At 44.8% G+C, this 23,865-nt stretch carries 24 protein-coding genes; 10 read left to right on the top strand and 14 right to left on the bottom strand.

Features of this window, described 5'->3' with window-relative positions:
- Positions 1 to 127 precede the first annotated feature (127 nt).
- On the top strand, positions 128 to 997 hold the full coding sequence (locus N6H06_RS01255; RefSeq protein ID WP_263705450.1) for a phosphotransferase family protein: 870 nt from the start codon (positions 128 to 130) through the stop codon (positions 995 to 997).
- Between the two features lie 61 nt (positions 998 to 1,058).
- Here the strand turns inward: N6H06_RS01255 and N6H06_RS01250 are convergent, their stop codons facing one another.
- The 5 genes from N6H06_RS01250 to speE form a co-directional block, all read right to left on the bottom strand.
- Positions 1,059 to 1,535, bottom strand: coding sequence for a DUF456 domain-containing protein (locus tag N6H06_RS01250; RefSeq protein ID WP_062744974.1), 477 nt, complete (start codon positions 1,533 to 1,535; stop codon positions 1,059 to 1,061).
- A 2-nt stretch (positions 1,536 to 1,537) separates the two neighbouring features.
- Complete coding sequence (gene argS / locus N6H06_RS01245) at positions 1,538 to 3,208, bottom strand: arginine--tRNA ligase (protein ID WP_212954580.1); 1,671 nt, start codon at positions 3,206 to 3,208, stop codon at positions 1,538 to 1,540.
- A gap of 210 nt (positions 3,209 to 3,418) precedes the next feature.
- Complete coding sequence (locus N6H06_RS01240) at positions 3,419 to 3,850, bottom strand: DUF1934 domain-containing protein (protein ID WP_062744971.1); 432 nt, start codon at positions 3,848 to 3,850, stop codon at positions 3,419 to 3,421.
- Positions 3,851 to 3,965: 115 nt separating this feature from the next.
- The gene (gene speB, locus N6H06_RS01235; protein WP_062744969.1) at positions 3,966 to 4,844 is read right to left on the bottom strand and encodes an agmatinase; all 879 of its coding nucleotides are present in this window, start codon (positions 4,842 to 4,844) and stop codon (positions 3,966 to 3,968) included.
- Between the two features lie 11 nt (positions 4,845 to 4,855).
- Complete coding sequence (gene speE / locus N6H06_RS01230) at positions 4,856 to 5,683, bottom strand: spermidine synthase (RefSeq protein ID WP_062744968.1); 828 nt, start codon at positions 5,681 to 5,683, stop codon at positions 4,856 to 4,858.
- 160 nt (positions 5,684 to 5,843) lie between these two features.
- Between speE and N6H06_RS01225 the strand changes: the two genes are divergently transcribed.
- The gene (locus N6H06_RS01225) at positions 5,844 to 7,970 is read left to right on the top strand and encodes a transglycosylase domain-containing protein (protein WP_212954581.1); all 2,127 of its coding nucleotides are present in this window, start codon (positions 5,844 to 5,846) and stop codon (positions 7,968 to 7,970) included.
- 200 nt (positions 7,971 to 8,170) lie between these two features.
- Here N6H06_RS01225 and N6H06_RS01220 read toward each other — a convergent pair whose 3' ends face one another.
- Positions 8,171 to 8,995 (bottom strand): GNAT family N-acetyltransferase, encoded by an 825-nt coding sequence (locus N6H06_RS01220; RefSeq protein WP_062744965.1) that lies wholly within the window; start codon positions 8,993 to 8,995, stop codon positions 8,171 to 8,173.
- A gap of 171 nt (positions 8,996 to 9,166) precedes the next feature.
- Between N6H06_RS01220 and pepF the strand changes: the two genes are divergently transcribed.
- Positions 9,167 to 10,954 (top strand): oligoendopeptidase F, encoded by a 1,788-nt coding sequence (gene pepF, locus N6H06_RS01215; RefSeq protein ID WP_212954582.1) that lies wholly within the window; start codon positions 9,167 to 9,169, stop codon positions 10,952 to 10,954.
- A gap of 124 nt (positions 10,955 to 11,078) precedes the next feature.
- Here the strand turns inward: pepF and N6H06_RS01210 are convergent, their stop codons facing one another.
- Complete coding sequence (locus tag N6H06_RS01210; protein WP_062744963.1) at positions 11,079 to 11,636, bottom strand: YwhD family protein; 558 nt, start codon at positions 11,634 to 11,636, stop codon at positions 11,079 to 11,081.
- Between the two features lie 259 nt (positions 11,637 to 11,895).
- Between N6H06_RS01210 and N6H06_RS01205 the strand changes: the two genes are divergently transcribed.
- From N6H06_RS01205 to N6H06_RS01190, 4 genes are all read left to right on the top strand, one after another.
- Positions 11,896 to 13,032 (top strand): processed acidic surface protein, encoded by a 1,137-nt coding sequence (locus N6H06_RS01205; protein WP_212954583.1) that lies wholly within the window; start codon positions 11,896 to 11,898, stop codon positions 13,030 to 13,032.
- A gap of 2 nt (positions 13,033 to 13,034) precedes the next feature.
- Positions 13,035 to 13,715 carry a class D sortase gene (locus N6H06_RS01200; RefSeq protein ID WP_263705449.1) on the top strand — a complete coding sequence of 227 codons (681 nt, stop codon included), beginning with the start codon at positions 13,035 to 13,037 and terminating at the stop codon, positions 13,713 to 13,715.
- Positions 13,716 to 13,746: 31 nt separating this feature from the next.
- Positions 13,747 to 13,971, top strand: a complete 225-nt coding sequence (locus N6H06_RS01195; protein ID WP_082808161.1) for a 2-hydroxymuconate tautomerase — start codon at positions 13,747 to 13,749, stop codon at positions 13,969 to 13,971.
- 301 nt (positions 13,972 to 14,272) lie between these two features.
- The gene (locus N6H06_RS01190) at positions 14,273 to 14,806 is read left to right on the top strand and encodes a spore coat protein (protein WP_062744958.1); all 534 of its coding nucleotides are present in this window, start codon (positions 14,273 to 14,275) and stop codon (positions 14,804 to 14,806) included.
- Positions 14,807 to 14,987: 181 nt separating this feature from the next.
- Here the strand turns inward: N6H06_RS01190 and N6H06_RS01185 are convergent, their stop codons facing one another.
- The 4 genes from N6H06_RS01185 to N6H06_RS01170 form a co-directional block, all read right to left on the bottom strand.
- Complete coding sequence (locus N6H06_RS01185; RefSeq protein ID WP_095253161.1) at positions 14,988 to 15,179, bottom strand: hypothetical protein; 192 nt, start codon at positions 15,177 to 15,179, stop codon at positions 14,988 to 14,990.
- A gap of 117 nt (positions 15,180 to 15,296) precedes the next feature.
- On the bottom strand, positions 15,297 to 15,806 hold the full coding sequence (locus N6H06_RS01180; RefSeq protein ID WP_062744955.1) for a YwgA family protein: 510 nt from the start codon (positions 15,804 to 15,806) through the stop codon (positions 15,297 to 15,299).
- 15 nt (positions 15,807 to 15,821) lie between these two features.
- The gene (locus tag N6H06_RS01175) at positions 15,822 to 17,108 is read right to left on the bottom strand and encodes an HD domain-containing protein (RefSeq protein ID WP_062744953.1); all 1,287 of its coding nucleotides are present in this window, start codon (positions 17,106 to 17,108) and stop codon (positions 15,822 to 15,824) included.
- 214 nt (positions 17,109 to 17,322) lie between these two features.
- Positions 17,323 to 18,570 carry a dicarboxylate/amino acid:cation symporter gene (locus N6H06_RS01170; protein ID WP_263705448.1) on the bottom strand — a complete coding sequence of 416 codons (1,248 nt, stop codon included), beginning with the start codon at positions 18,568 to 18,570 and terminating at the stop codon, positions 17,323 to 17,325.
- Positions 18,571 to 18,886: 316 nt separating this feature from the next.
- Between N6H06_RS01170 and N6H06_RS01165 the strand changes: the two genes are divergently transcribed.
- Entirely contained in the window at positions 18,887 to 19,711 is an 825-nt protein-coding gene (locus N6H06_RS01165) for a lipoate--protein ligase family protein (protein ID WP_263705447.1), read from the top strand.
- A gap of 69 nt (positions 19,712 to 19,780) precedes the next feature.
- Here N6H06_RS01165 and pta read toward each other — a convergent pair whose 3' ends face one another.
- On the bottom strand, positions 19,781 to 20,776 hold the full coding sequence (gene pta, locus N6H06_RS01160; protein WP_062744948.1) for a phosphate acetyltransferase: 996 nt from the start codon (positions 20,774 to 20,776) through the stop codon (positions 19,781 to 19,783).
- 181 nt (positions 20,777 to 20,957) lie between these two features.
- Between pta and N6H06_RS01155 the strand changes: the two genes are divergently transcribed.
- Positions 20,958 to 21,746: an enoyl-CoA hydratase/isomerase family protein gene (locus N6H06_RS01155; protein ID WP_238583276.1), complete on the top strand. Its 789-nt coding sequence runs from the start codon at positions 20,958 to 20,960 to the stop codon at positions 21,744 to 21,746.
- Between the two features lie 212 nt (positions 21,747 to 21,958).
- Positions 21,959 to 22,708: a hydrogen peroxide-dependent heme synthase gene (gene hemQ, locus N6H06_RS01150; RefSeq protein ID WP_062744947.1), complete on the top strand. Its 750-nt coding sequence runs from the start codon at positions 21,959 to 21,961 to the stop codon at positions 22,706 to 22,708.
- Between the two features lie 40 nt (positions 22,709 to 22,748).
- Here hemQ and yidC read toward each other — a convergent pair whose 3' ends face one another.
- Positions 22,749 to 23,546, bottom strand: coding sequence for a membrane protein insertase YidC (gene yidC / locus N6H06_RS01145; RefSeq protein WP_062744945.1), 798 nt, complete (start codon positions 23,544 to 23,546; stop codon positions 22,749 to 22,751).
- Positions 23,547 to 23,571: 25 nt separating this feature from the next.
- On the bottom strand, positions 23,572 to 23,853 hold the full coding sequence (locus N6H06_RS01140) for a hypothetical protein (protein ID WP_212954586.1): 282 nt from the start codon (positions 23,851 to 23,853) through the stop codon (positions 23,572 to 23,574).
- Between the last annotated feature and the right edge of the window lie 12 nt (positions 23,854 to 23,865).

The following is a 23,865-nucleotide window of genomic DNA, read 5'->3' as shown; positions in this document are numbered from 1 at the left end:
CAAGTGATGGTACGAATGATTAAAGACATCGTGATTAATTGTAGATTTGTTAGTAGAATAAGACCCATAGGGGGCGGTCGCATGCAACGTTCACCTCGATAGTTTATCTCCTGTGGAGGAATGAAACATGAATGAGCAGTTGCTTGAACATAAACTGGAACTAGTCAGTGCTGAATTAGGTGAACTTTCTTATCAGGAATTTGAGTTCATAACGACAGGCTACGAAAAGGATGTTTTAATCCTGGATAAAAAAGTGGTTATTTCATTCTATCGTGATGGATTTCAATTAGATTCTTACGGTTTAAGACAGGAACTAATTCACAGATTAGGGAAACACACAGTGGCCGTTTTGCCAAAATGTTTATGGATTTCTCCGACGAATAATTTTGTGGTAGAAAAATACGTGCCTGGGTATCGAATTACACCGCAGTACGTAAAGAAACATTTGGAAAATGCAAAACAAATCGGAAGAGCAGTAGGAACGTTTTTAAGGCAACTCCATATGATGTCTAAACAAGAATTGGACTTGCAAACCCATTTTGCACAGGACGTTCAAAATGACATGGAAGAAGGGCTCGGGCTTCTAGAGACCAAACTCTCCGAATCCGAAATGAGTCAAGTTATGGATTTCCTGGATGTATATTATAACTTGTCTGCATCCATTCAGACATGTGTTGTACACGGAGATTTTCATTATGATAATATTCTTTGGGATGAGAAAACTGGGCGCCTTGGGGTTATAGATTTCAACGAAGGAGGAATAGAAGACCCTGCCCTAGATTTCATGTATATGTGTTATTATCCGGAAGAATTCCGTCAGGCAGTATTTGAGGAGTATGGTTCAAAAGATAATAGCTTATATGAAAGAAGCCAACTATACGACAGAATTTATGGATTGTATGATATGATCGAAACGATCCAAAATGATCCTCGGAAACCGGATTTTCAAAAAGGGTATAAAAGATTTTTTGAAAAGAGAACCAACAAAACCCTGTAAATCGAAAAAGAGTGGCATCCACCATATAAGGTTGATGCCACTCTTTCTTTTGGCCTTGCTGCTAGAGTACTTCAATCAAAAACCAGGCAACCATCACAACCTGAACAACCGCTTTAGCAAGCGTGCCGCTTATAAAGGCGAGAAAAGAGGCAAACGCGATTCGTACTGCCTTTGCAAATGGCTGCTGCTGAAGGAGTTCAGCTATGAGAACTAGCACAAACGGGACAATGATTAGACCGAACGGCGGAACAACGAAAGCACCGACAATAACGCCGACCAACGCTGCCCGTTCTCCCCATTTTGAGCCGCCTGTCCGCTTGACGAACGCCATGTTGGCAAGCAAATCCACAACAAGCAAGAACACAGTGAGCACTGCCATGCCTACCCAAAACACAACGCTCAAGCTGCCCCCTAATGCAAATAGATAGACGAGAAAACCGCCCCATAACACGAGGACAGAGGGAATAATCGGTACGATTAAACCAACAAAACTGGCGATGAAAAAAACGGCAATTACCAGCCACCATAATGTGTCCATGGCTACATCTTCTCTGGCGCTTCCACTCCTAGTAGGGCGAGCGCATTTTTAATGGTCATTTGCGTGGCCTTCATCAATGCCAAACGCGCTGCAGACAAGTCTTTGTTTTCTATATCAAGGACGCGCGTCACATTATAGAAACTATGGAGTGCTTGCGCCAAATCATAAGCATAATTGGCGATGCGCTGTGGAATTTGCTTTGTTGCAGCTTCTGCAACAGCACCAGGAAACTCGCCAATTGCTTTTAGCAACTCGTATTCTTTTTCGCTTGCAATTGGCGACAAATCCGTGTTTGCACTATAAGAGACGCCTAGCTCTTCGCCTTGGCGAAGAATGCTGCATACCCGTGCGTGTGCGTATTGAATATAATAAACAGGATTTTCATTTGACTTTGACACAGCTAAATCCATGTCGAAATCAAGATGGGTATCTGGGCTACGCATCGCAAAAAAGTACCGAGTTGCATCAACGCCAACCTCTTCCATCAATTCACGCAGCGTCACCGCTTTGCCTGTGCGCTTGCTCATTTTGACTTTTTCGCCGCCTTGGAACAGGCTTACCATTTGGATAATTTGTACGTTAAACCGATCAGAATCATAACCAAGCGCTTGAATCGCCGCCTGCATCCTTGGAATGTACCCGTGATGGTCGGCACCTAGCACATCAATTAAACGGTCATATCCGCGGTCAAATTTATCAAGGTGGTAAGAAATGTCTGGCGTTAAGTACGTATACGTGCCGTCTTGTTTCACAAGCACCCGGTCTTTGTCATCGCCATAAGCAGTTGAGCGTAGCCATGTCGCCCCGTCCTTTTCGTATGTCTCATTTTTATCTTTAAGGACTTGCAAGCCCCGCTCGACTTGCCCCGATTCATAAAGAGATGTTTCGGAAAACCATTTGTCAAATTCAACACGGTATGCGTTTAAATCTTGTTTAATTTTTTCTAGCTCTTTTTTCAACCCATATTCGCGCATGAATGCCAACCGCTCTTTTTCATTCAGTTGGCGATAGGCATCGCCAACTTCGTCGACAAGCTGCTTGGCAATGTCGATAATGTCTTGGCCGTGGTAGCCGTCTTCTGGCATGGGTTTGTCTTCTCCGAGCGCTTGTAAATAGCGGGCGTTTAAAGAGGCTGCCAAGTTTTCCATCTGGTTGCCTGCATCATTAATGTAATATTCCCGTGACACTTTGTAGCCAGCCTTCTCCATAATATTGGCGATTGTGTCGCCAACTGCCGCCCCGCGGGCATGGCCTAAATGCAAGTTTCCCGTTGGATTGGCTGATACAAATTCAATGAGCACTTTCTCGCCTTGCCCCACTTCACTGCGTCCGTAGTCATCCTTTTCATCTAACACTTGCGGGATCAATTCACGCAAATAGCCATTATCCAAAAAGAAATTAATAAAGCCTGGGCCAGCGATTTCGATTTTTTCAATGCCTGCCTGTTCACGGTCAAAGTTGGCCACTAGCTCTTCTGCAATAGCCCGCGGCGCCTTTTTAGCAATCCGCGCAAGCTGCATCGCGATATTAGTGGCAAAATCCCCATGTGCTTTGTCCTTTGGCACTTCCAAAAGGACAGATGGCACTTCTGATTCTATGGCAAGTTCCGCCTGCAAAACGGCGCGGCGCACTTCCATACGCAGCTGTTCTTTTTTGCGTTCCATATGGTTCATTCTTCATAGGCTCCTTATTTGTCTCTAATTGGTATCAATTCCATCAAGTGCTCCACACCCACGTTTCTAGCTATGGATTAGAAATGGCTGAAACCGACTTGTCTATCCGTAGTTTAGCCGAATCAGGCAACGAGCTTCAAGGGCTTCTGCCTTTCAGAGCAAAAAAATACAAGGATGGTTGGCACATTCCTTGTATTATCCTGTCCTGAGCTATTCAATTCGTTCCATTGCCAATCGGATTTCATGCTCTCCCGTCAGCTGGCCTTGCAAAAAGAATTGGTAGCGTACATAAATTCTGCCCTTTTGTTTGGCTCCTGTCGGCAGCTGCACGAGCAATGTATCCGTCCGTGCTTTTGTTTCCCATGAAGCTTCAGGCGTGACGTACCGTCCATACGTTTCTTCTTTTGCAAGAAAACTTTGCCGCATGATAATCGTCCCTTGCCGGATTAGCATTAGCTCGCGGCCATCCCATTTCATCGTTGAAAATACATCCTGTTTATGGGCATGTGTTTCTTTAAAGCGCAAATACGAGGCGTTCCCCTTTATGTAAAGGTCGCCTTCCGTATCAAACGAGAACGCATCCGGCTGTTGCCCTTCTATAAATGTTGTGGTTTGAAAAGAGATTTTCACTTTCCGCTTCATTCATCAAAACATCCATTCTATATGATCTGCCAGCCGCATACAAATCCGCGAAGCGCGTTCTTTTTCCTATTTTACTGGGTTTAGGGACATGTTGCAATCTGCACCCCCTGTTTCTTTACTTTTTATGCACCCACCCAAGAAGCATCTCACGCACAAACTTGCTGGCAGCAATGGCTGTTTGCTCAGTCGGATCATAGGCTGGTGCCACTTCCACAAGATCAGCGCCTACAATTTGAATATCCGCTTGGGATAGCAGCATTTGCGCTTCGAGCAGTTCTTTTGACGTAATCCCACCAGCTTCAGCCGTGCCTGTGCCAGGCGCGTGTGCCGGATCCAATACGTCAATATCAATCGTAATATAAACTGGCCGTCCTGATAGATGTGGCAACACGTTTTTTAGCGGCTCGGCCACGTCAAATTTGTAGAGATGCATGCCTGCTTTCTTTGCGTAAGCAAATTCCTCGCGCATGCCTGAACGGATGCCAAATGAATAGACATTCTCAGCTCCAATCAGTTCGCACGCTTTGCGGATTGGCGTAGAATGGGACAGCGCCTCGCCTTCATATTGTTCACGCAAGTCAGCATGAGCATCAATATGGATGATCGCTAAGTCGGGATATTTCCGGTACATCGCTTTAAAAATCGGCCATGACAACAAATGTTCGCCACCAAGGCCGAGTGGAAACTTGCCGTCTGCTAAGAGTGAATCAACGTATTCCTCAACAATGTCTAGACTTCGGGCTGCATTGCCAAATGGCAAAGGAATGTCGCCTGCATCAAAATAGTTAACTTCTTCCAAGTGCTTGTCGGCATAGGGGCTATATTCTTCAAGCCCTAATGAAGCTTCGCGGATCCGCGCCGGGCCAAAACGGGAACCTGGACGAAAGGAAACGGTCCAGTCCATCGGCATGCCGTAGATGACTGCATCTGCCTCTTCATAACTGGCACGGCTCATAATAAACACCTTGCCTGAATATGCTTCGTCAAATCGCATGTAAAAGCCTCCTATTTGAGCAAGTCCTGGACAAATTTTGGCAGCACAAACGCGGCACGATGGATGTCTGGTGTATAATATTTCGTTTGGACATCATGAAAGCGCGCCGTTTCTACAGCAAGGGGATCGTGTTTTTTAGAACCGATTGTAAACGTCCACATGCCACTTGGATAAGTTGGAATATTAGCGGTGTACAAACGGGTAATCGGAAAGATCTCTTTTACATCTCTATACACATGAGACACTAGTTCTTGATGGAACCATGGGTTATCCGTTTGCGCAACAAAAATGCCATCTTCTTTCAGCGCTTTAGAAATCCCTTCATAAAATCCACGCTCAAACAGTTTAGCAGCAGGCCCGACAGGCTCCGTCGAATCGACCATAATCACGTCATACTCATTTGACGATTTAGCGATATGCATAAACCCGTCAGCGACTTTTACGTCCACGCGTTCATCATCTAAAGCACATGCAATTGTCGGTAAGTAGGTTTTCGCGTATTCAATGACCTTTCCGTCAATATCGACCAACGTCGCTTTTTCAACGGAAGGATGCTTAAGAACTTCTCGGATGGCGCCGCCATCGCCGCCACCTACTACTAGGACATGCTTTGGATTCGGATGGGTGAACAGAGGGACATGTGTCACCATTTCATGGTAAACAAATTCGTCCTTTTCTGTCGTCATTACCATGCCGTCAAGAAGCAACATGTTGCCAAACTCTTCTGTTTCAACAATATCAAGCTGTTGGAAGTCCGTCTTCTCCGTGTGAAGCGTCCGTTTTATCTTCATCGTAATGCCAAATCGTTCTGTCTGTTTTTCTGTAAACCAAAACTCCATGCTTGTCACCTCTCATATCTCGCTAGGCATATGATTTTTCCTTACGCCCAAAGCAAGTATAGCGGATGCGCTACGAATTGCAAAGACAACAAGGTTTAAAAAAAACGCTTTTTTCCCAAACTGTATACCAAACAGGTTGCTGGGGAAAGGATGAAAAGTCATGCAGACAGTTACGCGCAAACAGCGGAAGCGCTTTCGGAAAATTAGGCTTATTTGGCGCCTTTTGTTGCTTTCTCTTATCGTCATCGCATTAGGCATTATTCTTTTGTTATCTTATACGCGCATGCAAGGCCCACCGCCAATTGACGCCGTGCAAACGACACAGTTTTTAGCAGCAGACGGAACGATTATGGGAAAAGAAGAAGCCGGTCAAAACCGCTTTTCTCTCCCTCTGACAGAAATGTCACCTTATTTGCTGCAAGCAACGATCGCGATTGAAGACCGTAAGTTTTACTCCCATTACGGCTTTGATATCAAACGAATCGGCGGAGCGCTTCTTGCCAATTTGCAATCAGGCTCAAAAGCACAAGGGGCCAGCACCATTACGCAACAATACGCGCGTAACCTTTATTTGAGCCATGAAAAAACCTATATGCGGAAATGGAATGAGCTACTATACGCGCTCCGTTTGGAAATGAACTTTTCAAAAGACGAGATTTTAGCTGGTTACTTAAACACCGTCTATTATGGGCACGGCGCCTATGGAGTTGAAGCGGCAGCTCAGCATTTCTTTGCGAAATCGGCAAAAGACGTGTCACTAGCAGAAGCGGCAATGCTTGCAGGCATTCCAAAAGGCCCGAGCTACTATTCGCCACTGAATGATCTAGAAAAAGCGAAAAGCAGGCAAGAGCTAATTTTGGATAGCATGGTTGCGGAAGGCATGATTGAGGAGGCAGAAGCAGACAAAGCAAAAGCGGAAAAACTTGTTTTTGCAAACGAAACGGATAAAGAGGAAGAAGAAATCGCGCCTTATTTTCAAGACCATGTCAAGGCGCTGCTACAAAATGAAGCACAAATGGACGAAGCTACGGTTGATACAGGTGGAATGATCATTGAAACAACACTTGACCCCGCCTTGCAACAACAGGCGGAAGATTTGGTGGAAAAGCATATGCCTGACAATGGGCTGCAAGTTGCCCTAATTGCCATGGATCCACGCAATGGGGAAGTAAAAGCGCTTGTCGGCGGCACAGATTATAATGAAAGTTCCTATAACCGCGCGACACAAGCAATGCGTAATCCCGGGTCGACCATTAAACCATTTTTGTATTACGCTGCACTCGAGAACGGCTTTACGCCCGTATCGACGTTTTTAAGTGAAGCGACATCATTTTCATATGATGACGGGCGAGAAGACTACGCCCCGAGTAACTACAACGACATTTACGCCAATGATTTTATTACAATGCTTGAGGCGATCGCCTACTCGGACAATATTTATGCGATGAAAACGCATCTGTCTATTGGCACAGACGAACTAGTAAATGTCTCTGAAAAACTGGGGCTTGGCACATTTGAAAACCGCCCTTCTCTTGCTTTAGGGGCACAGCCTGTCACCGTCCTCGATATGGCCAATGCTTACGCAGCTTTAGCCGACGGAGGCAAACAACGAGAACCGGTTTTTATACGCCAAGTGCGCGACGGCGAGGGAAACAAAGTCTATGAACAAAAGCCGCCTGTCCGCCAAGTCCTCCGTGAAGATACCGCCTTTGTACTGACCGATATGTTGCGCGGCGTATTTGAACCGGCGCTAAACAGCTACACATCGGTCACCGGTGCAAGCGTGGCCGCACAGCTTACACACCCGACAGCCGGAAAATCTGGATCAACGCCCCGGGACAGCTGGATGGTTGGCTATACACCACAGCTTGTCACTGTTGTGTGGGTTGGTTTTGATAAAGACAAAGACATCAATCAATCGGTTGAAGGGCAAATCTCGAAACGGATTTGGGCTGACTTTATGGAAGCAGCGATGGCAAATGAACTGAAGCTTCCGTTCAAAGAGCCGCCAGGGGTAGAAGCCGTTGACATTGACCCTCATACTGGGTTGCTAACGAGCGATGCCTGTCCTAATGGCCGCAAGACTTACTTTTTAGCAGGAACTGCCCCTGTGAATACTTGCGCTGAGCCAGAGGCAGCCGAAGACTTACAAGAAGAACCAGAAACGAAAGACCCAGGCTTTTTTAAACGGTTTTTTAAATGGTTTAGCATTGAAGACGGTGATCCAAGTGACCCCTCTGGACCAACGATTCTTGATGAAGGCGAAGAGAGTCCCGTCACCGAATAAGAAAAAGGAGCTGCACGTTTGTGCAGCTCAGACTGTAGGCAAACGCTCGCATACGTCGTCGTTTGTCTCAGTCATATGCGCATGAAACCACGTTCTATTCGCTTCTTCCCTCGCCCACATTCCTCGTCTGACAAGCGTTTTCTATCAGTCAGAGTGAGGTGATTGGCAAACACTCGCAGCTACGAGCAGTCGCGCCAATCTTATTCTAATGTATAGTATGTTTGAGAACCGACCTCAGTAAATCCGCATGTATGATACAAAGTTAGAGCCGCTTCGTTGGTACAAACGACATCCAACCACACCGTTTTGCCATTCGTGACTTCACGATGAACAATATCAGTCAGAGCCGCACGGCCTATGCCTTGTCCCCGCTTCTCTTTTGTTAAAACAAAGGCATATATCCAACTTTCCTTATCTTGGCGGCTAATGCTGAGCTTGCCAACTGGGTGGTTGTCTTCTTCAATCATATATGTAGCCCATGTAGGATTGTTATGATGAAGCGCCTTTGCTTCGTCTTTTGTCATTTGGAACCCTTCTGCATCAAGTTCATAAATCAGTTCTTCATCGTTTGATACTGCTGGCCGGATGCGAATTCCTTTTTTTGTGTAAGGAATAGGAACCTCTCGGCATACGAGCTGCTTTTCAGTAAACGCGTACTTTCCTCCAACTGCCCTCATAAACGCGATACCGCTTTCTGAATCAGTCGGGCTATTCAATAGAAATTGTTTCGTTTTTCCTTGCCAGTCAGAGGCGGCTTGATCAAGGAGCAATCGGCCTATGCCGCGCCTTCTTGCAGCCGGATCGACCATTCCGCAGCATTCCATTTTATTGCCAAAGAAATAAACTGCTAAATAACCAAGCAGCTCTCCTTTTTCATTATAATGAAAATAGTCTTCCGTGCCGTTTAGGGAACGCTCGCCTTCTAAAAGATCCCAGTTTAATTTAAGCTTAATGCCGTCAGCTTGTTCAACTTTTTCCTGAAGGCTTTGGATCGCTTTTTTTTGCTCTGACGAGAGCATGATCATGTCACCGCCTTTTTCCTCAGTATAACATAGAACATGACCGTTGCTTTTATAACTTTTAGGAATCAATTTTTGCCATCCGCCAAGAAAAATTCAAACAAAGAAGCGGAAACAAACATATTTTCAGCGATAAGTGCTACACTAGAACGAAAAAACATGCAAGGAGTGATTATTTTGAGTACATACAAATCCCGTAAAGATGTACCTGAACATGAAAAATGGGACTTAACCGACCTTTATGCTGACGAACAAGCGTGGCAGGCAGATGTAGACGAGTGCTATCAGCTAGCGGACACATTAAACCAATTTGATGGCGCAATCGAAGACGCAAAAAGCTTGCTTGATTTCCTAGAAACACAAGAGAAGCTCTCCTTCACGTTGCGAAAAGTTTTCGCCTACACGATGTTTTTATCCGATATTGATACACGGGACGCCCATGCCCAAAAATTAAGTGCCAAAGCGACACAACTAAGCGTAAAAGTGAGTGAATCCACATCCTTCTTCATGCCGTTTCTTTTAAGCTTAAGCGAAGAGACGCTCCGTGCTTACATTTCTGCGGAAAAGAAACTTGGCTATTTCGAGGACGAATTGTGGAAGTCATTCCGTTTTAAAAAACATGTACTAACTAAAGAAAAAGAAGAGCTTTTATCGCAATTAGGTGCAACGTTTCAAGCCCCTGGTGACACATACAATATGCTGAACAATGCCGATATTCAGTTTGGCATGGTGACAGACGACAATGGCCAACAAGTGCAACTGACAAGGGGCATGTATTCTAAGCTAATTGAAGACGAAGACCGAAACAAGCGGAAAGAAGCATACAAAGCTTACTACAAGCCTTACGTGGAATTAAATAATACCATTGCAACGACGCTGTCAGCGGAAATCAAAACAAATGTCACATTGGCGAAAGTCCGTCAATACGAATCGGCTCTCCATAAAGCCCTATTTGCCGACAACATTGAGCAAAGCGTCTATGACCAATTGATTGATGCGGCTAAAGCGAATATTGAACCGCTCCATGAATATGCGCGCCTCCGCAAACAAAAGCTAGGCCTCGATGAATTGCGTCAATATGATTTAAACGCGCCCATTGTTCCTGGTGTAAAAGCGGAAATTTCATATGAAGAAGCGTATGAAACGATGCTGAAAGCGCTTAATCCTCTTGGTGACGATTATATCGCTAAATTAAAAGAGTTTAAGGAAAAGCGTTACATTGACGTGCGTGAAACGCCAGGAAAACGGTCTGGGGCATACAATATGGGCGTCTACGGGGTTCATCCTTTCGTATTGCTCAACCACCACGATGACTTAAACAGCTTGTTTACACTCGTCCATGAAATGGGCCATGCAATGCATAGCTACTATTCCAGCAAATACCAACCACAAATTACGGCCAATTACCGAATTTTTGTCGCTGAAGTCGCCTCCACTGTTAACGAAGTGTTGCTGATTAACTATTTGCTGAAAGAAACTAGCGACAAGAAGATGCGCGCCTATTTACTGAACCATTTTATTGAGCAATTCCGCGGTACCTTTTTTACACAAGTCATGTTTGCCGATTTTGAAAAGCAAACGCACGAACGAGCTGAAGCAGGTGAACCACTAAATGCAGAGAGCTTAAATGAGCTTTATGAACAGTTGTTCCGTACGTATAATGGCCCGGACATTGTTTTTGATGACGAAGTCAAATACGGCTGGTCGCGCATCCCCCATTTTTATAGGGCTTTTTACGTTTACCAGTATGCGACTGGCTTTGCTTCAGCGATCAAAATCGCCACAGCCATTTTGGATGGTAAGGAAGGCGCACTCGACTCTTATATGACCTTTTTACAAAGCGGCAGCTCCGACGATCCACTCGAACTATTGAAAAAAGCAGGTGTCGACTTGACGACACCTGAGCCAGTGCAAACCGCAATGGCACGCTTCTCTGCACTCGTCGAGGAACTAAAACAGCTATAAAAAAGCAGCGGAAGGAGATCCTTCCGCTGCTTTTTTGTCCTAGTACTTATCGTCAGGATGTTCATCCATGTCTCTAGCGTAGCCGAAGCGAAAAAAGAGTACAAGATTTTTGGCAACTTGTTCATTAGTTGTTCACATTTTCGCTTGCTTCAAGGGCATCATGAAGTTCCTGCGAAGAATGGTTCCACATTTCTTCGTTATGGTTCTTCAAAAACGCCTTTAGCACTTGGCGTGACGAATCATCCATTTGGCTAACGACCATTTTGCCTTTTAACGATTTATCCATATGGTTCACATGTTCCGGCATGCTCTTGTATCCCCGTTTCGCCTGCTTGTTGACAGTCATGTAACAGGCTGCGACTCCACTATAGTATGGCTTTTTATCCTTTGTGTCGATTGTGACCCACACAAGCCAGTACCGTTTGAGCCCTTCTTTCGGCACCGCCTCTTCGTCAGCGATAAATTTCACACGCTTTTCGACCGCCGAGCGGGCATGGAGGGCACCCATATCCACAAACGCTTCTTTCTCTTCAATATCAATAAATAGCGGCGTCACATTGTCGAGATTGATGACCCCAGCGCCATAGCCACCGTGTCCGTCAGTTGAATCATTGCTTAATATCGTAAAACTGGAAGACTTTTTCTTCGCTTTCTTTAAGTTATCATTATTGAGCAAATCCACGTTTTATCGGCCCTCCCAAATTGAATTTTAGCTAAACACTAGTGTATCATAAAACGCCACGCCCATTCATCCTCTGTGCCTTTGAGAAAGAGTTCGCCATTGTAGGCACAGGCAAGCGGATTTCGTCGTTTCTTGGCAAAAGCCGCCTCTATTATAAAATTTTTATAAAATATGAAAATAAATCGTGACAATTCAGCCATCCTGTTTATATAATTCATATGCACGAATAAAAATGACAATTGAATATAGGAGGATCAAAATGAAGAAGTCGTTATTCACAGCAATTTTCACTCTACTCTTTCTTTTTTCCGCTCCGGCGGCAAGTCTTGCCCATGGGTTTGACAATGAGGAGTTTACGGCTTATTTAGAAGATGTTGGCGTAAGCGAAAAAGACTTAGCCGAGCACTTGATGTATTGGTGGGATGGCACGACTTTTTATGATTTCAACGATGTGAGTGAGCTCGCTGAATTTCTAGGCCCACGGCTAACAGATGAAGGCATAAATGAAATCGCAGCTGAATTTGACCTAACTCGCCAAGAGTTGGACGAGCTTCTTGAAGAATGGCTCGGCCTGCCTCCAAGCGACTTATTGTTTTACAACACGTTTTACATGGTTGTCCATGTCATTATCACACTAGAAGAAGAGTGGGACAACGCACCATATTACCCTGATTTCTCAGGATTTTTGTCAGAGTTTTCTTTAAGTGACGAAGAAGAGTGGGCGCTTTACGAGCATTTTTGGTATATTCAGGAAAACAATCCGAACTTATCCGCTGAACTCGATGACTTGAAACAACGTGCATACGCATTTGATGGCTTTGAATCGATCCGCGAGCTGTCGGCTGCCGATGTCGCTGAACTGTTCGCTATTGGCGAAAAAGCGATAACTGTCCTTGACCTTCATCCAAAGTATTACCTTGACCGCGTCGGCGAAGACCCAAAGCCAATTAGCTATAAAGAGCTAATGAGCGGCAATGCGATTAAAGGGTACGACTTATTGGTCGAGCTATACGATGCCGATGGATATTTCTTAGCTGATTTTTATATAACAGCCGAAATGTTCAATTCTCATTTTGTCAAAAAAATCGTTGACGGCGTCAATCAAATTGATAAAGACCTAAAAGATCAGCCGAAAAAACCATCACTAGAATCTGCGCTTCCTGACAAGGATGAAGCCCCTATTCCAGCTAAAGCAAGCACTGACACCAATCATAATAATGACGCTGGCAAAAAGGCAGAACGGGACGAGAATGGCAAAGTAACAAAAACGGCAAACGGTGCAAAAATGCCAAAAACAGCAACGAACTATCCTCTTTATATGCTCATTGGCATCGGGATGTCCCTTGCTGGCGCCCTGATTTTCCGCCGCCTCCTTCGTGAGAAGAAGGTCGCTTAAAAGTGGCTCTTCGTAAATCAAAAGGAAAGCAGAGCCGTTTCAAAAGGAGCGCTTTGCTTTTCGTTGCAGCCGCCTTTATTGCTTTCGGGCTTTGGTTGACAACAACGACAGGCTTTAAGCTGGCGTACGGTTACTTTCTCTATAAAATCGGAGCACATGGCGACACGGAAACAGTAGCATCCGTTGAGGAGGCACCAGAAGCTATACCAGCCTACGAGAACGATCGCCAGGACGTTGCCAGCTGGCAGCCGGAAATAGGCGAAGAGATGGGGACATTAACGATCCCAAAAATTGACGCCACCCTTCCGATTATTCACGGGACAAATGAAGATGAATTGGATAAAGGCGTCGGCCACTTTGCCGACAGCGTTCTTCCTGGAGAAAAAGACAACTCCGTTTTATCTGGACACCGTGATACCGTGTTCCGCAAACTAGGAGAAGTTAGCGAAGGGGATGAGCTCATCGTCGAAACACGAAGTGGCGTCTATACGTATAAAGTCCATACGGTACGGATCGTCGATGAAGATGACCGCACCGTCATTGTTCCGACGGAAGAGGCACAGCTGACGGTGATCACTTGTTATCCATTCGATTTTATTGGCGCTGCTCCAGAACGTTATGTGCTTGTCGCTGATCTAATCGACACAAACGTTTATGAAACGCTCGCGCTTTTTCCTAAATGATCCAAGCAACCCCTTTCTTTTGGTATACTGAATGTATTCTCCAAAAGAAAGGGGCTTATTTATGCCAATTGTAACCGTTCAACTGCTTGAAGGCCGTACAGATGAGCAAAAACGCGCATTAGTTGAAAAAGTAACAGACGCTGTCAGTGAAACAACAGGCGCACCAAAAGAACGCGTCTCCATCATCATTAGCGAAATGAAACCAAACGACTACGGAGTCGCTGGAAAACGGCCAAGCGATCAAAACGAACAATAAGAATGGGCGCCTTTTCCTACATTCTGAGGCGGACCGTCCTTAACGACGGTCCGTCTCTAATTGAAGACGTCACTAACGTCTCACAAATTTCCTATGCTGAAATAAAGCCCGCTATAAAGCGTTTTGACCTACGCTCATTCAAGCTTTCTCGGAACCCTCGCCCCACCCTCCCACACCATTTCCAACGTTTAGACAATCTGCAAGGGATATGTCGTTTGCTTCAATCGAAAAATTGATACGGGACAAGAGACCAATTTCCTTTTTTGGAATACAGTGTTAATAACTGTAAAGGAGGATGTTCATGTCTTATCAAAACCACGAGCCGTATGGAACAAACAGCCAGTCCTCACACACACCCAACCAACATCTGGCCTGGCACGAAACACTTGAGCTTCATGAATTAACAGCTTTTCAATCAATTGTTTTAATGAGATGCAAACTATCGCTGCCGAAAGTGTCGGACCCGGTCTTACAAAACCTTTATCTTGAATCGATTCAGCTGCTTGAAAAGAACCTTAAAGAGTTGCTGCCGTTTTTTTCGTATGCACCGAGACATGAAAATGCTGCAGCGCCCCATCCTGATTCAGGTTTTTGGGCAGGCGACTTATTAGGCGCAGCCAAAACGGCTGTCCGTAATTATGCGATCGCCATTACCGAAACAGCCACACCTGTGTTGCGGAATGTGCTAAGTAAGCAACTGCAAGGGGCGATACAGTGGCATGCCAGCGTTTATTCTTATATGAACGAGCGCAGTTATTACCCGTCTTACAACCTTGGCCAATTGCTGGAAAACGACATTACCAATGCTCACCGAGCGATACAAATGGACTATTAACAATGGTGCTACTCGCATTTTTGCACTCACCTTGTAAGAATCTTTGTGAAGCAAGTACAGGATAGCTCGACCAAAAACGATCGGGAAAGGGCCTTGATTTTGCTAAAAAATCAGTGTTTCCTATAAAAAACAAGAAAAAGCCATGCATCAAAACGCATGGCCGACGGGCTGTATCATCGGATTACAGTCCGTTTTTGTCATGACCTGCATGCTGCATCCGCTCATGTTTACGGTGGAGGCGTGCGGCAATGAACCAATTTATGGAAATAAAGGCGATTACACAAGCGCCGATCAATGGATAATGGAGTATCAAAATGAGAAGCAACGGAATCCCAGCCGCAAATAAAAGGAGCATGAGTACAAAGCTGAGCACGAGTGGTTCCACCCTTCTTTCCTTGAATTCCTTTCACTTTTCTAGTGTAGCGCTAAACCGCCGCCATATCTACAAAATCCTTGTCAAACAACATGTAAAATCTATGAGCGATTCTATTTAAGGACTGGTTACAACTTGGGCCAGTTTTTGCAAGTATGTATGGGCTTCATCAAAATCATCATCGCTATAATTTTGCTTTTTTTTGAGCTGACGGATTTTCTCACGCCTTGCCCCTTCTTCTAAATCGCTAAAATAAAGGATGGTAGACAACAATTCTAAGAAACGGGCAGATTGGCTGTTCAACGATTGGCACAAGTCCTTATAGCCAGCAACAGGGGGATGGTACATTTCCAAAAACGCTTGCCCTTGGGGCGAAAGCGTATAACGATATTGTGAATAATGACCTTTGTCTTCTTCGCTTTCAATTAAGAAACCAAGGTTACACAACTCTTCTAATCGCACTGTCAGCTCGGCCGAATAGGGGCCATACCGGTGAAAGTGGTAACGCTCATTAAAAGGATACCCCATCTGTTTTGCGATATAGACCATCTTTTGCAATTTTTTTCTGCCAACAATTTCACCTGACATCGCAAACAGCCTCAGAACATTTAAATGGTCATGCAGCATGGCAGTCTTCCTCCTTTATGTAGTCGCAAGTAATGCTTGAATGCTGGCTCGGATTTCCTTATCAACACGTGTATCCGTTAATACGTTCGCTGGGTAGTAAAGTTTGTGGTCGGTTCGTTTTTTTCCGGATATCGCTTCGACGACATCTGAATGGGTCGATAACTCTTTTAGTGAACCATCTGGCATTAATAAATGAATGGGCAACCGCTCGTCCTCTCCTGGACGATACACATCGTATGGCAAATCAGAAGAAGAGTCCATAACAAGATAATAACTTGGATCTACCCCAGCTTTGGCAAACAAAGCCTCAAGTTTCGGCCAGTCTTTCATTCGCTCATTCGGATGAAACTCTACATACTGGAATAATCGACGATTTAAAAAACGATTGCACAAATCTTTCAAGATGGCGTCATCTTCTTCCTGCCAACTTTGAAAATAATAGTGGACAATTGATTCATCAAGGCGCAAATAATCCTCTAGCGTTATATCACCAGCAAACAAAGATAAAAAGTGAAGCGGCTTTTGCTTAAAGGCATAGCCTCTTTCCTGCAAGTCTTTGACGCGCATTAAAATTTTGCTGAGAATGACTTCTGAGCTTCGCGTCACTGGATGGAAATACACTTGCCAATACATTTGGTATCGGCACATGATATAATCTTCTACAGCATGCATGCCACTTGCTTTAATCACGACTTCGTCATTGATTGGCCGCATTACACGCAAAATTCGCTCCAAGTCAAACTGGCCGTAGCTAACTCCTGTGTAATAAGCATCTCGCAACAAATAATCCATCCGATCGGCATCAATTTGGCTTGAGATCATGCTAGATACTAATTTATTGGTTGATGTTTTTTCAATTACGTCTGCTACAGCTTGAGGAAAACAACGGTCCATTTTCCGTAAAACTCGATTGACTTCTGTATCGCCTAATATGATTCGCCTAGTCCACTCCTCATGGTCGGTGTGAAACACTTTCTCAAACGAATGGGAAAAAGGCCCATGGCCAATATCATGCAGGAGCGCGACCGCCAAGGCAAGAAGCCTATCATCTTCATTCCAATCGGCCTTGCCGGAAAAAATCTCCGTCATGCGCCGCGTAATTTCATACACTCCAAGCGAGTGGTTGAAACGTGAATGTTCCGCGCCATGAAAGGTAAATGACGTCGTCCCAAGTTGCCTGATTCGACGCAACCGCTGAAACTCTTTTGTGCCAATCAACTCCCAAATCAACCCGTCACGTACATGGATATAACGATGGACCGGATCTTTAAAGACTTTTTCCTCATGAAGGGTAGTGAACATTCTTGCTCCCCCTTTCTATTGATTATACTTGTCCTTATTATAAATCGCGTATTCTTAAAAACAAAGAGCCAGCTCATCCGCTGGCTCTTTTGCTGGGCTCTTTCAGCCTAGAGATAAACGCTCGATCGTTCGTGGTTTGTCTCATTCCTATGCTAATTGAACACTCGTTCTATTCCCATCTTCACTCGACATCATGCCTCTGCTGGCAAGCGTTTTAAGAGGCTTCTGTCACATTCTTATCAACGGCACCGCGTTTCTTTTCGCCACGGTCGACAATGACTGCAAGCACAGCATCACCGGTAATGTTGACGGAAGTTCGCAGCATGTCAAGAATCCGGTCGACACCAATGATCAGTGCAATGCCGTCAGTAGGCAAGCCAATTGTTGTCAGCACCATCGCTAGCATAATCATGCCAACGCCAGGGACCCCTGCTGTGCCAATGCTTGCTAGCGTCGCTGTCAGAACGATAATCACCATGTCAGTAAGCGACAGGTCAACTACATACACTTGGGCAATAAAAACAGTTGCAACTGCCTGCATAATCCCCGTTCCATCCATGTTGATGGTGGCGCCAAGAGGCTGTACAAAGCCTGACACTTGTTTGGAGACGCCTAGATTTTCTTGCGCCAATTTCATTGACAGTGGCAAAACGCCATTTGAACTGGACAAACTGAACCCCATTGTCATTGCTGGCATAAAGCCTTTAAAGAATGTCAACGGGTTCGTCTTTCCTAAGAAATAAACGAGCAGCCCATAGACGACAAACAAGTGGAAAAATAGCACGCCGACAACGGTCAGCATATAAGAGGTCAACGACCCAACAGCAGCCCAACCAGCTTCACCGAGTGCAGAAGCAATTAACGCAAAAGCCCCGTACGGAGCAAATTTCATCACAAACGTGACAATTTGCATCATAATGTCGTTTGCTTGCTTGAAAAACGACTTCACGGTGCTGACTTTGGTTCCAAGCACAGCCATTGCCATGCCTACAAAAATCGCAAAAGTAATAATTTGCAGCATGTTCATTTCCGACATGGACGCTACCGGATTGCTCGGAATGATGTTAACAAGTGTGTCCATGATCGGTACTGACTCAGACACCTCGTACTCTTCAGCTATGCCCTCCCCTAGTAATTCAGGATTACCTGGCTGGATAACGGAAGCAGCAAAAAGAGCGATTGATAGGGAAATAGCAGAAGTCGCCATAAAGAAAACAATCGTTTTAATCCCCATGCGGCCAAGTTGCTTTGGGTCGCCTAAGTCGGAAACCCCAACAACAAGCGAGAAAAACACAAGGGGCACAACGACCATCATAATCATATTCAAAAAGACGCTGCCAACGGGATCAAACACATATTGGTTTAGCCAATCGAACGCGCCCTGATGGATCGCAGGCAAAAACAACCCAACAACTCCGCCGATTCCAAGGGCAATTAAAATCTTTTTTGTTAAATTATTCATGGAATACCCCCCAAACACATCAACTATCATCTTTACGATACCCTAGCATGAACGAAAAATAACACTATCATTAAAACTAGTCGGATTCGACCGTCTGTATCGCCTTTCAAGAAGAGAACAGAAAAGTTGCTCTAATATAGTTTTTTGGTTATGATTTTTCAGAACATAGCCATAATACAGCCGTTGAAAAGCGTTTCACGCTAGAGTGAAAAACTTTTTTCAGTATACCTTCTTCCGGCACATTACGCAACTTCCTTTTCTTAGTGAAACTGAAATCTGGTATAATAGATAGTAGATGTTGGAGGGATTTCGAAAAATGGCAACTGGAGACCAGCCACTACGTCCTACCCATTGGAAAGTAGTGGACAATAGCAAAACATACTTAAAAGAAAGCGCGCTTCGTTCATTTGCTTATGATGATACACTTTGCACGCTTGCAGGAAAAACAGGGCAATCGTTTATCCGTTTTTGGGTTCACGAAAACACGATTGTGCTCGGTACACAAGACACACGCCTCCCCTTTATTGGTGAAGCCGTTGAATTTATTGAGCATAAAGGCTATCGTGCCGTCGTTCGCAACTCTGGCGGATTAGCTGTTTGTTTAGATGCAGGTATTTTAAACCTATCGCTTGTGTTTCCAGGGGAAGCAACCTTTTCAATTGACGAAGGCTACGAACGAATGGTAACGCTTGTTAAATCGATTTTTAAAGGCGAACAAATTGAAGCAGGAGAAATTGCCGGATCTTACTGCCCCGGAAGTTACGATTTGAGCATTAATGGAAAAAAATTTGCAGGCATTTCCCAGCGAAGGATTCGAGGCGGCATTGCTGTACAAATATACCTTTGTGTACGCGGAAGCGGCAGCGATAGAGCCGCGTTTATCCGCTCTGTTTACAATAAAGCTGTCCAAACGAGTGAACCAGCGTTTTCCTATCCTGACATTAACCCTGAAGTGATGGCGTCTTTATGTGAACTGACGAACCAACCATATACGATTGAAACCATTATTGAACGGGCAAAAACAGCCATTCTGGAAAGCGGCGGGCAATTAGAGACAGCGGTTCTTTCACCTGAAGAAGAGCTGCTGTACGAAACACAGCTGGAACGGGTCATTGACCGCCACAACCGTTGTTTGCGCTAAAAAAGAAGAAAAAAGGCCTTGGATCGTTTACTCCAAAGCTTTTTTTGCATCAAAATGGCCAAGCAGCGTTTAAACTCCCTGTCCTGTTTTCTGTGTGATAGCTTGCATTCCCGTTATTAAGCATAATTTGTATACATCGTCAACATTACAACCACGGGACAGATCGTTAACTGGCTTGTTCAACCCTTGCAAAATTGGCCCAATCGCATCATACCCACCAAGACGTTGCGCAATTTTGTAGCCAAGGTTTCCTGATTCAAGGCTTGGAAAAATAAATACGTTGGCTTCTCCTTTTAAAGGTGAATCAGGCGCTTTTTTTTGAGCAACTGCCGGAACAAAAGCAGCGTCAAACTGAAATTCACCGTCAATGATAAGATCCGGCCGGCTTTCTTGCGCAATTTTTGTAGCAGCAGACACTTTTTTCGTTTCTTGCGATGAAGCAGAACCAAGCGTTGAAAAACTAAGCATCGCGACTTTTGGTTCTATACCAAATAGCTTTGCTGTATCCGCTGTAGCAGTGGCAATTTCCGCCAATTCTTCTTCATTTGGCGCTATGTTGATCGCGCAATCACCAAAGACAAATTTTTTGTCTTCTTTGACCATAACAAAAACGCCAGACGTGCGCTTAATCCCAGGTTGTGTTTTAATAATCTGTAAGGCTGGGCGAACTGTATCTCCAGTAGAATGGGCAGCGCCGCTAACAAGGCCGTCGGCTTTTTCCATGTAGACAAGCATTGTCCCAAAATAGTTCACATCTTGTAGCAGCTTACGGGCAGACTCCTCTGTTTCTTTGCCTTTGCGTCGGGCAACGAAGGCGTCAACCATTTCATCTATTCCAGGATATGTCTCTGGATTGTAAATCGTCATTCCATCTAGTGTAATCTTTAATTTATCAGCAAGTGCTAAAATCGCATCGTTATCTCCAACGACAATCGGTTTTACAACATTATCAGCAGCGAGTTTGGCTGCTGCTTGCAATACCCGTTCGTCTGTTCCTTCAGGTAAGACGATACTTGGCTTATGAGACTCGACTTGCCGCTTAATATCAGCAAATAAATCGCCCACGATTTAACCTCCTTAAAAGTCATCATTTCTCTTCTATATTTAGGATACCCCTCTTTATTTAAAAAGGAAACCTCCTTTGCTGAAGCGTCAATTTTAAAAATCCTCATTTAGATTACGCTTCCATATAAGGAAAGGGTTTTCAGCCTAAAAGTCGAATACTAAAAGGATAAAGGAGGATGCAATGACAATGGATCAACCACTCATAACACTCCAAGTCGAAGACAAAGTTGCCACGATCACGATCAACCGGCCAGAAGTCAAAAATGCTTTAAATGACGCCTGCCATGAACAGTTGTACAACATACTTTCAGAGGCAAATGAACGGGAAGATGTGACCGTTATTGTCCTAACAGGCAGCGGTGATGCTTTTTGTTCAGGCGCTGATTTAAAGTCAATTGATTTAGCCGAACAAGAGCATTTCAATTATGGAAAGGCGCTGCGCGAAACCTATAATCGCCTCATTGCATTAATGGTACAAATTGGCAAGCCACTTATCGCTGATATAAATGGCACTGCCGTAGGTGCTGGTTTGAGCATTGCCCTTGCTTGTGATTTCCGTATCGCCCGCAAAGAGGCACGATTTGCATTAGGCTTTTTAGAGATAGGGCTTGTGCCTGATGCCGGAGCATCCTACTTTTTGCCGCGTTTGATTGGCTACCCGAAAAGCTTGGAACTAGCGATTAAAGGAATGTTCGACGCCGAGGAAGCAAAAGCAATGGGCCTTATCCATAGCATTGGCGAAGCCGCACCTTACATTAAACGCTGTAAACAATTGCCCCCTACCGCTTACCGACTCATGAAACAGAATTTCCGCGAAAGTTTTGACCACCATTTAGCGGAACTATTGGAAATGGAAGTCACGGCCCAGCGAGAAGCAGGTGCCTCTCGTGAACACCGATTAGCGCTTGAGCGCTTTTTAAAAGTGCCAGCAAACGGAAAAGCCCTAGACATGGAAGACACGACAAGCTGAACGATCCGCTGGTTCTACTAACCAGCGGATCGCTTGCATTTTCTGCAGATTGTCCTTCATTTACTTTCTGGCGTTTATCCTGCCACAACGATTTACATTTCTCCTTTAATACCCAGCGATGGTTTTTGATTAGCAAGTGGGCAGGAATGATGAAAAAACGTCCATCTATGTTATAGTGGAAGTAATATGAATATATTGGAGGTCCATCTACAATGAATGAAGCTGCAAAAACATTGGACGGCTGGTACGTCCTACATGATTTTCGCAAAATCGACTGGAATTCCTGGAAAACCGTTTCTGCCTCAGAACGGGAACAAATGCTCAATGAATTTGAAGCACTTGTGTCGAAATGGGAAGGGACGGAAAAAGCCGGAAAAGGCAGCCACGCTCTCTATTCGATTGTCGGTCAAAAAGCAGATATTATGATGATGCTGCTGCGCCCGACAATGGAAGAACTAAATGAGATCGAGAATGCCTTTAACAAATCAGGGCTCGCTGCTTATACGATCCCAACATATTCATACGTTTCCGTTGTAGAATTGAGTAATTATTTAGCCGGTGATTCAGATGAAGATCCGTATGAAAACCCGTATGTGCGCTCACGCTTATATCCAGAATTGCCGCGGTGGAAGCATGTATGTTTCTACCCAATGGACAAGCGCCGCGAAGGCAACGACAATTGGTATATGTTGCCGATGGAAGAGCGTAAAAACCTAATGCGCAGTCATGGCATGATCGGACGCGGCTACGCAGGCGTCGTGAAGCAAATCATTTCCGGTTCTGTCGGGTTTGACGATTGGGAATGGGGCGTCACGCTCTTTTCAGACGACGTCCTGCAATTTAAGAAGCTTGTTTACGAAATGCGTTTTGATGAAGTCTCTGCCCGTTACGGCGAGTTTGGCTCTTTTTACGTAGGCAACATTCTTGAAAAAGACCGGATTCCTGCTTATTTCCACATTTAAAAAAACAGCCTTGACGTGAGTCAAGGCTGTTTAATTCAGGTTAAGCTTTGTCTTTTTGTACTTCTTCCTTTGTCATATTAGGACGGACAATAATAAAGTACGTTTGCACAATCATAAACAAGTTACCGATTACCCAATAAAGAGCAAGCGCAGATGGCAAGCTGATCCCAGCAATCACGATCATAACTGGCATAATATAAAGCATGATGTTCATTGGGTTCGGCATACCTTCGCCCAATGGATTCGCTGGCATTTGGCTCATTGACATTTTAAACTGAATAAACGTCGTAATGCCAGCAATGACAGGCAAAATATAGTCAGGGCTGCCTAAGTTAAACCATAGGAACGCACTAGCTGGGCCAACGCCAATTTCTTCGGTTCGCATAATCGCAAAATAAAGCGCCATTACGATTGGAATTTGCACAAGCGCAGGCAAACATCCAGCGGCAGGATTCACACCGTGTTTTTGATAAAGACTTAACATCTCAGCTTGTACTTCCCGTTGCTTTTCGGGATTGCCTTGTGCTTTTTTCATCTTCTCCTGAATTTCTTGCATTTCGGGACGAAGCGCCTGCATCGCCCGTGTGCTCTTTTGTGACTTTAGCGCAAGGGGCAAAATGAGCAAGCGGATTAAAATCGTCACAATAATGATGCCCCAACCAAAGTGTCCACCTGTCAAATCAGAAAAAAAGGTAATCAAAAATGACATTGGGTAGACGAAAAATGAATTCCAAAACCCAGTTGATTCAGCTGTGATCGGTTCATTCGTGTTACAGGCTGCTAAAACGAAAGCAACCATTACGACGCTAAGTGTAAGCATGACTTTCTTTTTATTCATTTCTTTCTTTTCCTCCCTTTGTTGTCTATGCAGCTATCTGTTGGTGCATGCAACAAGGGTAAGGACCATCATCGTCTTGGCAGCCTTTGTCGCGGAAATAAGGAATTTTTGGCCGCGCCCACAGCGCCAAGGGGCGGACTGGAGTCATATCAACGCAGCCCGTCTTATCCGTGTCATGCACTGTCCGCTTCATCCGCATATGCATGCGACGGAGCTTAAAGTTTTCATAGGCAACCATCGCGACCACGACCATGACAGGGGCTACACTGACCCACAACATCGGCAACTCCATTAAAAGGTCAATCACATCATCCGCCTC

Origin of the sequence: Shouchella tritolerans (assembly GCF_025770735.1) — a bacterium.
Taxonomy (GTDB): domain Bacteria; phylum Bacillota; class Bacilli; order Bacillales; family Bacillaceae_D; genus Shouchella; species Shouchella tritolerans.
Note: the sequence above shows the minus strand (reverse complement) of the source record. Positions and strands in the feature narration are given on the sequence as shown.